The following is a 9892-nucleotide window of genomic DNA, read 5'->3' on the forward strand; positions in this document are numbered from 1 at the left end:
TCATCGTCGCGTGACGGTTGACCATCCGTATCGATTTGTCGGCTAATGATCCTCTTGCCCAGCTCCTCGCTGACCACCTTCGCCCGTTCAGCGAGGAACTTATCGTAATCGTTCTGACGTTGCCCCCAACTTTTATCCAGCGTGAGCGAGACTCCGGGTTTGAGTTTTGCCCATTTGGGCGGGTTGGGCAACGGGGGCTGGCGCGGAGCTTTGCGGGTTGCGCAGCGTCAGGCCCCGTTGCGGGGCGAAGGTTTTGGCAAACTCGGCGGGGGTCTGCCAGCCGAGGCGGGAATGGGGCCGTTCGGTGTTATAGTCCGTGCGCCAGGCGGCGAGCGTTGCGCGGGCATGATGCAGGGACGGGAACAGAGTCTCGTTCAATAGCTCGTCGCGCAGGCGGCCGTTGAAGCTCTCGATAAAGGCATTCTGGGTCGGCTTTCCGGGCGCGATATAGTGCCAGTCAAACTTGCGGTCATCCACAAACTTCAGGATCGCGTTCGAGGTGAACTCGGTCCCATTATCGCTGACAATCGTCTGGGGCTTGCCGCGGGCGTCAAACAGCGCAGCCAGTTCCCGCGCCACCCGTGCCCCCGAGAGCGAGGTGTCGGCGATCAGGGCCAAGCATTCGCGCGTGCAGTCATCGACGACAGTCATGATCCGGAACCGGCGGCCATCCGTCAGCTGGTCGGACACGAAGTCGAGCGACCAGCGCTGGTTCGGCAGCAATGGCAGCACCATCGGGGCCCGTGTGCCCATGGCCCGCTTGCGCCCGCCCCGGCGGCGCACATGCAACTGTTCTTCCCGGTAGATCCTGAACAGGCGATTGTGATTGACCTCATGGCCCTCACGCCGCAGGAACACATGCAGCCGTCGATAACCGAACCGGCGCCGGACCTTGGCCAGTTCTTTCAGCCGCTCCCGCAGCACGGGGTCATCCTGCCGGACTACCTCATACCGCATGGTCATCCGGCAACCGCCGATCACCCGGCACGCCCGCCGTTCGCTCATCTCGTGACTTGCCACCAGATGCGCGACCGCTTGCCGCTTCGCGGCGGGCGTCACCACTTTTTTCCCAAGAGATCCTTCAGCGCGGCATTGTCGAGCATCGCATCCGCCAGCAGCCGCTTCAGACGGCCGTTCTCGTCCTCGAGCCCCTTCAGCCGCTTCGCCTCGCTGACAGCCATGCCGCCATACTTGGCCTTCCACTTGTAGACCGTCGCATCGCTGACGCCGTGCTTGCGGCACAGATCGGCGACGGAAATCCCGGCCTCGTGCTCCTTCAGAATGCCGATGATCTGGTCTTCGGTGAACCTGCTGCGCTTCATCTCTGGTCCTTTCGGTTGGGCCAGAGTCTACCTCAAACTGGATTAGGTGGAGGGGGCAACGTCACTGCCGCTGTGAAATCACATACCTATCAAATTCGGCCGTCTCGGGAATTATCGCGACTTGACCAATGTTCCCAGCGTGAGTGAACACGATGTCACTGCGCCGAACGTTTGAGCGGCGAAGCTTGTCCGCATGCACCTCGGTGATAAAATTGTAGTCCTTGTCGGCAAGCTGCAAGCCCCGCAAATGCGCACCGCTGATAACTGGGATGCCTTCAGCCACGAATGTTTCGACTTTGATGTTTGATCCAAATGGTCCCATAGCTATTTGGTCAGCAACGTCTCCCAGTGTTCGGACTGTCCATCCCTCCGGCTTTCCCTCGTCGTCCAGACGGTCGGGAAAGAGGGACCAGAGGTCGGGGGAGAGGTAAGGGGCGCGGGCTTTCATCTTGGCGCGGGTGGGGCCGAAATCGACGAACCAGTCGCGGAACAGCGCCCGCGCCATTGCCTCCAGCGTGGCGTTCATCTTCCGGTTCAACTCGATCTTGTCATCCAGCGCCCCGAGGGTGGTGGCAATGGCGCGTTGTTCGCGGAGGGGCGGAACTAGGAAGGCTTTCTTAGAAAGATCGCCCATGGTGATCTGTGGCTGGGCTGACCCTGAAACAAATTCCAGAGGCGGAGAATTTAGAAGGTTGTAGTAGATGAAGCGAAGGTCGAGGTCCCCTGATGGAAGAATCGCCATAGAATTGTTTGAGACCCACAAAGGGCCTTCTGCCCAAAGTACCATTCCACAATTCGACCCGCGGCAAGTCACCAGCGGCACGCCATGGGAATACAATACCTTGTTCGTCCAACCGATGATCCCATTGGCTCCATGTACTGGAATCCCGACCACCTTCTGGATTGCCATCCAGAACCGGCGGATTTCCTTCACCGGCTGGCCCGGCACATCGCCAGGGAACAGCAACGGGCAGCCGCGCGGTACCAGCAGCAGTCGCTGCCGCACGATCGCCGCCGCCTCGTCCGAGATCGGCAGACGATGGACTTTGCGCTGCTTGGTCATGCTGGCGGGCTTTGACCAGCTGAGATGCTCGAGGTTGAAATGCTCGAACCGGGCTTGGCGGACCTCACCCACTCGCGCACCGGTCAGCATGCACAGCCGGATGATGCCAGCCGCCCGGCGATCCTCGGCCGCCTCCAGCGCTTCCGCCAGTTTGCGGATTTCTTCATGGCTCAGGAAGCGTTCCCGCGGGTTCTCGATCCGGCGGCGAAAGCCTGATGCCGGGTTATCATCGCGCCAGCCCCAGCTGACCGCATAGGTGAACATCTTGCGCAGCACCTCGCCGGTCCGGTTGGCGCGCACCGGCGTGGGCTTTGACCCTTGCAGCTTCCGTGCCCGGTTGTTCGGCTTGGCCTTTGACGGCCGGGCCCGGCCCAGCGCCACTTTGTTCAAGAGCTTCTCGACATCATAGGGCGTGATCTCCGTCACCAGCTTGTTGCCCCAGTCCGGTGCCACCATCTTCGCCAGCATCGATTTCTGGTCCGAGGCATTCAGGGCCGAAAGATGCGGCAGATGCACCTCGGTGTAGCGGTCGATCAGATCCTTGAACCTCGGGGCATCGCGACCGGTCTCCTTCTGACCCAGCGGATCGCCCCCGGCGTCGATTTCGCGCCGCAGCTCTTTGGCCCGCTCGCGAGCCGCCGTGGTCGACCATTCCGGCCAGCGCCCGATGGTCATCCGCCGCTGCCGCCCGGCATGGCGATAGTCGATGGTGAAAGCCCGGCCGCCGGACCGGTAGATGCAGACGGCGAAACCACGCACATCGGTGTCGAAGATCTGATAGTCCCGCCCCTTGGCCGGTTCGGCCTCACGGACGGATTTCTCATTCAAGCGCAATCTGTTGACCATGCAACTCACCCTTCGTTTCGTCATCCCATGACGCGTAGATTCGCGCCTTAGGCAAGTGATGCATGGCGGCAAGGATGGCGGGGTGGCGCAGGGTGGCGGTCATTTGGGGCAGGGGTTGCCACCCCTGCTGGCGAGATGAACCTAAAGGGCGGAAACCGGCCTGATAGCGGTAACGCATTTCCGATGCAAAAAGTCACAGTAGCGGCCCTTTGTCCTCAACTTTATAGTATACTACGTACACCATATCGGGCCGTACCGAGTGCGAATCATACCCCACATCAGATGCTGCCAATTCATATTTCAAACGGCTTATGCCCCTGAGATTACCGACCACACATGGCAAAATCGCAGCCGCACGACGGATCGTCTGAGTTTTCAGGACTAGGGCAATCTGGTCTAACGATTATGCGGTGGCTTAGCAAAGCAAAGATAGAGTCAAGTAATGTCCCCCACTCACCCTAGCGCATAACCAGCCCCGCGAACGGTGCGCAGGGGGTCGTCGCCGCCGAAGGTGCATAGCGCCTTGCGTAGGCGACTGATATAGCACGTCGACGGCGCGGATATCGACGTAGATGTCGCGCCCCAAGACCTCGTCCAACAGCTGCTCGCGGCTCCAGACCCGGCCGGGCTTTTTCATGAATGTGGTCAGAAGGTGGAACTCGGTTGGCCCTAGTTTCAGCACGTTGCCAGCCCGGAAGACCCGGTGGGTCTCTGGTTCAAGGCGGATGTCGCCCCATTCCAGTACCCCGCCAAGCAAACTGGGACGAACGCGGCGCAATTGAGCGTGCACCCGCGCCATTAACTCGACCATGATGTAGGGCTTGATCACATAGTCATCCGCGCCGGTTTCCAGCCCGCGCACCTGGTCCACCTCTTCGGGCCGCGACGACAGCATAATGATCGGGATCAACCGGGTATCGGCGCGCGATTTCAGCCGCCGGCAAACCTCGATGCCCAACACGTTGGCCAACTTCCAAGCAAGTACGATAATATCGGGGCGAATTTTATCCACCAGCATCATCGCCTCTTCGCTGTTGCTGGCCGTCGTCACGAGAAAGCCCTCTGCCTCGAGATTATAGCCCAGAACGCTGCGTTGCACCGGTTCTTCCACGACAATTAGAACGGTCGGAAGTTCTTGCGACCCCATGATCAGTCTTCGTTTGCTATGGCCGGCATGAGATCATCAGCCTTCGGCCGCGTCTCACCGGGTAGCTGGCCGCAATGCCGATCTTGGTACGCAACTGCACCGGGTCCACGCGGTGATTATAGATATCCTCGCCATCAACAAAGACCTTGCCAAACACACGCGCCGAAGCCACAGCGTCATTCATCCCGTTTAGGCACCGCAGAAAGGTGGACCTCTCGAAGCCCGACGACCCGTCGAAAGTGGACACAGTCTTGTCGAGGATGTCGACGTCCACATTCTTCAAGAAATGTATCGCGCAGTGATGTATCGGCACGCCCCGGGCCGTGATCTTCGCTTTGTTGTTACCCCCGTCTCTTTCAACGATCTGCATGCCATTCAGGTTCATAGTCTGTTGCACCTTACCAGCGCCGTTCAAACCGGCGCCGCAAGAGGATCGCCGCGACGTTCATGACCAGAAGGAAGGCCAGAAGGACAATGATTGCGCCGGACGAGCGCTCGATAAAGGCGGGGTCAGACCGCGAGGCCCACGAATAAACCTGCACTGGCAGGGCGGTGGCGGGGTCGAAGAAGCCGCCGTCCAGCGGGCTGGCCGGATAGTTGGCCACAAAGGCCACCATGCCGATCAGCAACAGCGGCGCGGTTTCCCCCAAAGCCGAAGCGAGGCCGAGGATGGTGCCGGTCATGATGCCGGGCGCAGCCAGCGGCAGGACGTGGTGGAACACGGTCTGCATCTTGGACGCGCCGACACCCAGAGCCGCATCCCGGATCGACGGCGGCACGGCACGCAGGGAGGCACGGGTGGCGATGATGATCGTGGGCAGTGTCATTAGGGTCAGCACAAGCGCACCGACGATGGGGGCCGACGCGGGCAGTTTGGCGAAGTTGATGAAGATCGCCAGACCCAAAATCCCGTAGACGATCGAGGGCACGGCGGCGAGGTTCGAGATATTCACCTCGATGATATCGGTCCATTTGTTCTTGGGCGCGAATTCCTCAAGATAGATCGACGCGGCGACCCCGATCGGCAGCACCATGATGGCGACCAGAAACATCATGTAGATCGAGCCGATGATCGCGATGCCCAGGCCGGCGGATTCGGGCCGCTGGTCAGAGGCGTCCGGGTTGGTCAGGAAGCGCCAGTTGAAGGCGGACTTCAGCACGCCCGCCTCGATCAGGCGATCGGCCAGCTGCAGCTGGGCGGGGGTGATGTTGCTGTCCAGCTCGGCCGAAGCCATGGTCACGCGGCCCTTGATGTAGCCGTCGATCCGGCCCGAGGCAAAGGCGCCGAAGCGGATGGTCTGGCCCAGCAGTTCCGGATCGGCCAGCACCATGTTGCGCAGCCGCGCCGGAGCATCGCGCGAGATGAATTCGCCGACCTGCCGTTCGGTCACACCTTCGACCGAGATATTGCGCTCGGCCATGTAGTCGTTGAGCGCCGCAGACAGCAGGTTGCCGTAGCCGATGGTGGTGACCTTGGCGATGGAGGCCACACTGCCGTTGCCATCGGGATCGAGCCGTTCCGGGTCCAGCGTCACGCTCAGCTCAAGGCTTGCCTGACGGAAGGCCGAGACGCCGTCCGAAAAGATCGTCCAGAGCATGACGCCAAGCATGATAAGGCTGACCGAGATCGCGGCGATCCCGTAGTATTTGAACCGGCTTTCGGCGGCATTGCGCTTTTTCATCAGCGCGTCCTGCGTCAGCAAGGATGACTTGCCGTGGGGTTTGGCTTCGGGCAGGCCAGAGGCGTTTGCGTCGGTCATTCGTATTGCTCCCGGTATTTACGCACGATGATCAGGGCAACGATGTTGAGCCCGAGGGTGATCACGAAGAGGGTCATCCCGAGGGCAAAAGCCACCAAGGTTTCTGGCGAGTTGAATTCGGTGTCGCCTGTCAGCTGGCTGACAATCTTCACCGTGATCGTAGTCATAGCCTGGAAGGGGTTTAGATCAAGCCGGGCAGCGGCACCCGCGCCCATCACCACAATCATCGTCTCGCCGATGGCGCGACTGGCAGCCAACAGGACTGCGCCCACAACACCCGGCAGGGCGGCGGGCAGGATCACCTGGCGGATGGTTTCCGATTTGGTCGCACCAAGGCCATAGGACGCGTCGCGCAGCGACTGCGGCACGGCGTTTATGATGTCATCGGCCAGCGAGGAGATGAACGGAATGTTCAGGATACCGATCACGATACCCGCCGTCATCACCGAAGAGCCCGAGGTGCCAAGGCCCAGCGGTTGGGCGAAGGCATCCCGCAGGAACGGGCCCACGGTGACCAGTGCGAAAAGGCCAAACACCACGGTTGGGATGCCTGCGATGATCTCGATCAGTGGCTTGACGACAGCGCGCACCCGTGGGGCCGCATATTCGGCCAGATAGATCGCGGTGAACAACCCGATGGGAACCGCCACCAGCATCGACACAAAGCTGATGTAGAGCGTGCCCCAGAGCAGCGGTGCCAGACCAAGGGCGCTGTTGCCCTGGAAGGATGGCTGCCAGGTCAGGCTGAAGAAAAAGTCCTGCCAGGGGTACATCGAGAAAAAGCGCATGCTTTCGCTGAGCATCGACATCACGATGCCGATGGTCGTCAAAATGGCGATCGTGGACGCGGCCATCAGCAGCGCCAGCATCACCTGTTCCACCCGGTTGCGGGCGCGGAAATCCTTGTTTGTCACCTTGAGTGCATAGGCCAGTCCGGCCAGCGAGAGGGCAATGGTCAGAACCGTGCGCATCAGCGCCCCCGAGGCGTTCAGCTCGCGGCTGCGCTGTGCGGCCTGCAACACCTGCGGTGTCACTTCCGACCCGAGCGCCACCCCGACAGAGGCCAGACGGTCACGGACCGAGCCAAATTCGGTACGGATGTTCCGGGCCTGCTGATCGGTCAGCGCTCCGCGCTCGACGGCCGTATCCAGTCCGGTGGCCACGCGGCGCACATCGGCCATGATCAGCGTGCGCGCGGCATCGCTTTTAACACGGTCTGCAGGAAAATAGCTGACAAGCTGGCGCTCGACCACCATCGGCTGCACAATGAGCCAGACGGCCATAAACATCAGGGCTGGCACACCCGCCATGATTGCCCCGTGCCAGCCGTAATAATTCGGCAGCGAATGGAGCACGCGGATATTGCCCTGGGCAGAGGCTACGGCGCGCTGGCGCCCGACCACATAGCCCGCAACGGCCAGAACAAGAAGTACAGTGAGAATCAGGGCGACGGTCATGGGCGATCCTGCGCGCAAAAGGTGTGGGGGCGGCACCTGCGCGCCGCCCCCGGTGTAGTTGGATCAGTTCAGCGGGCCCATCGGGGTGCGGGCAGCCACAGCGGCTTGCGTCGCAGCCAGTTCCGGGTCGGACACCAGGCCATACTGGGCCAGCGGGCCATCCGGGCCAGCCATATCGTCGGAGACGAAGAACTCGACGTACTCTTTCAGGCCGGGGATCACGTCGAGGTGTGCGGTTTTCACGTAGAAGAACAGCGGACGCGAGACCGGGTAGTCACCGGCAGCGATCGACTCGGTGGTCGGGATAACGCCGCCCATGGTGCCGACGCGCAGCTTGTCGGTGTTGTTCTGATAGAACGACAGGCCGAACACGCCGATGGCGTTCTTGTCGTTTTCCAGACGCTGCAGGGTCTCGGTGTAGTCGCCGTCGATGTCGACGTTGCGGCCGTCCGAGCGCAGCTTGGTGCATTCGCCGTTGGCGGCACGGTTTTTGGCCGAGTCGTCATCGCCTGCAGCAGCAGCCAGGAACAGGGCGTGCGCGCCGGTTTCCTTGCAGCCGGTGATGATCACGCGCTCGTCGAACACTTCGCGGGTACCGTGCTTGGTGCCGGGTGCCAGAACCAGGATGTTCTGAGCGGGCAGGTTCGGGTTGAATTCCGACCACTGGGTGTAGGTATTGGCAACCAGAGCGCCATCCTTGACGACCTGAGCGGCAACAGCATTGTAGAGGTCGCCCTGAGTAAAGGCGAATTCCGGGCCGTTCACGTCGGAAGCGAACACGATGCCGTCATAGCCGAAACGGACTTCCATGACCTCTGTCACGCCGTTGGCGGCGCAGGCGTCAAGGTCACGCTGGGTGATGCGCGAGGACGAGTTGGCGATGTCCACGGTGTTCGGGCCCACGCCTTCACACATCTTGGCACGGCCGGCACCCGAACCGCCACCTTCTACGACCGGGGTCGGGAAGTCGAAGTTCTCGCCGAACGCTTCGGCAACGATGGTCGAATAGGGCAGCACGGTCGACGAGCCGGTGACTTGCACGTTGTCACGGGCATGGCCGACGCCGGCCGACAAGGCAACAATGGCCAACACAGAGGTGCTGATTTTCACGGATTTCATGGATCTCTCCTGAGTAATGTTGGGCCAAACGACTCGGCCTCACGTGTCTTTAGTGCCGGTGGATGTCATCTGTGCCTCATTTTTGTAACGCAAAGATGACACAGGTAGGTTCAATTGCTAAGCGCACCATCTCTGGTTTGAGATGTTCTGAAAGGACCCACGATGGCACGAGTCCCCAGTGATCGGTTCGGGGAAGCTGCACCGTAGCGCAGTGGTCATCCCGACCGGCTGCAATGGGCTGACCGGCGCGTGGCACGCCGGTCGGCGGGGTTGTTACAGATCGATCCCTTCTGACAACGACAGCGCATCGTCCAAGTCGACCCCTAGATACCGAACGGTGCCGTCCATCTTGGTATGCCCGAGCAAAAGTTGAACAGCGCGAAGGTTGCCTGTCTTCTTGTAAATCTGGGCAACCTTGGTGCGTCGCATCGAATGGGTGCCATAGGCGCTCGGTTCCAGCCCGATCGACAGAACCCAGTCGCGCATGATCCGCGCATACTGTCGTGTCGACAGGTGCGGGCTCGCATGAACTCGGCTGGGCCAAAGATATTCGCAACCGATCATTTCTGGATCACGGATCCAACGCTCCACCGACAGTCGCGTGGTTTCGGTAATCTCGAAGCGAACAGGCTTGCGTGTCTTGCTTTGCGTCACCGAGGCGCGTTCCTTGACGCGGCCTGCGGCGTAAACATCGTTCACCGTCAGGCAGACCAGATCGCAACCCCGGAGCTTGCAATCGATAGCCATGTTGAACAGCGCAAGATCGCGCTTGTTGTCCGCCATTTCCAGCCGCACACGGATCGACCAGACATGTTTGGGCAGTATGGGGCGTTTCTGGCCGACAATGCGGCCCTTGTTCCAAGGCGCACGCGCAGGACGAAGGGCAGGAAGTGTTTCGATGGACATGACTTCTCTCCTGTCCACCAAGCCCGCCACGTCCTCGGCTTTGCCGACAGGGCAATGTAACATCGACCACCGTTTGTATGCTGATAAATCGTATCGGGCGGAGAGCAGACGTTCGCCACAGTCTCTTCGAAATCTCGGCTTCGGTGTGAAGCAGACGTTGGACGAAACATCGCCGAGTTTTCTTTCGCCGGAAGAACGGCGTCAGCACAGCACCAGCGCAGTGCCCCTTCAACGAATGGCTGATCTAGCCTACCGAGCAGCCTGACGGAACG

Annotated in this window: 8 protein-coding genes and 2 pseudogenes; all 10 read right to left on the minus strand. The window is 60.8% G+C overall.

Going from position 1 to position 9892, the window contains the following annotated elements; genetic code table 11:
- Positions 1-132: 132 nt before the first annotated feature.
- Positions 133-1322, minus strand: a protein-coding gene (locus tag Q7J44_RS10205; protein WP_304879505.1) for an IS3 family transposase whose coding sequence is annotated in 2 segments (ribosomal slippage) — positions 133-1064 and positions 1064-1322 — 1191 coding nt in all. Because the reading frame shifts where the segments join, the coding sequence is not laid out codon by codon here.
- Between the two features lie 61 nt (positions 1323-1383).
- On the minus strand, positions 1384-2217 hold the full coding sequence (locus Q7J44_RS10210) for a restriction endonuclease subunit S (RefSeq protein ID WP_370692990.1): 834 nt from the start codon (positions 2215-2217) through the stop codon (positions 1384-1386).
- Positions 2203-3231, minus strand: a pseudogene (locus Q7J44_RS10215) (tyrosine-type recombinase/integrase); the annotation flags it as partial. The pseudogene Q7J44_RS10215 and the gene Q7J44_RS10210, both read right to left, overlap by 15 nt.
- On the minus strand, positions 3206-3409 hold the full coding sequence (locus Q7J44_RS10220; RefSeq protein ID WP_304879507.1) for a hypothetical protein: 204 nt from the start codon (positions 3407-3409) through the stop codon (positions 3206-3208). The pseudogene Q7J44_RS10215 and the gene Q7J44_RS10220, both read right to left, overlap by 26 nt.
- Before the next feature lie 275 nt (positions 3410-3684).
- Positions 3685-4378: pseudogene (locus Q7J44_RS10225) on the minus strand (winged helix-turn-helix domain-containing protein).
- Between the two features lie 16 nt (positions 4379-4394).
- Positions 4395-4763, minus strand: a complete 369-nt coding sequence (locus Q7J44_RS10230; RefSeq protein ID WP_304879508.1) for a hypothetical protein — start codon at positions 4761-4763, stop codon at positions 4395-4397.
- Between the two features lie 13 nt (positions 4764-4776).
- The gene (pstA, locus tag Q7J44_RS10235; RefSeq protein ID WP_304879510.1) at positions 4777-6138 is read right to left on the minus strand and encodes a phosphate ABC transporter permease PstA; all 1362 of its coding nucleotides are present in this window, start codon (positions 6136-6138) and stop codon (positions 4777-4779) included.
- Positions 6135-7595, minus strand: coding sequence for a phosphate ABC transporter permease subunit PstC (gene pstC / locus Q7J44_RS10240; protein ID WP_304879512.1), 1461 nt, complete (start codon positions 7593-7595; stop codon positions 6135-6137). Before pstC ends, pstA begins: the two co-directional genes overlap by 4 nt.
- Before the next feature lie 63 nt (positions 7596-7658).
- Positions 7659-8714, minus strand: a complete 1056-nt coding sequence (locus Q7J44_RS10245; RefSeq protein WP_304879513.1) for a substrate-binding domain-containing protein — start codon at positions 8712-8714, stop codon at positions 7659-7661.
- A gap of 273 nt (positions 8715-8987) precedes the next feature.
- Positions 8988-9620 (minus strand): tyrosine-type recombinase/integrase, encoded by a 633-nt coding sequence (locus Q7J44_RS10250; RefSeq protein ID WP_304879515.1) that lies wholly within the window; start codon positions 9618-9620, stop codon positions 8988-8990.
- Positions 9621-9892: the final 272 nt, after the last annotated feature.

This window comes from Pseudotabrizicola sp., from assembly GCF_030656345.1.
Taxonomy (GTDB): Bacteria; Pseudomonadota; Alphaproteobacteria; order Rhodobacterales; family Rhodobacteraceae; genus Pseudotabrizicola.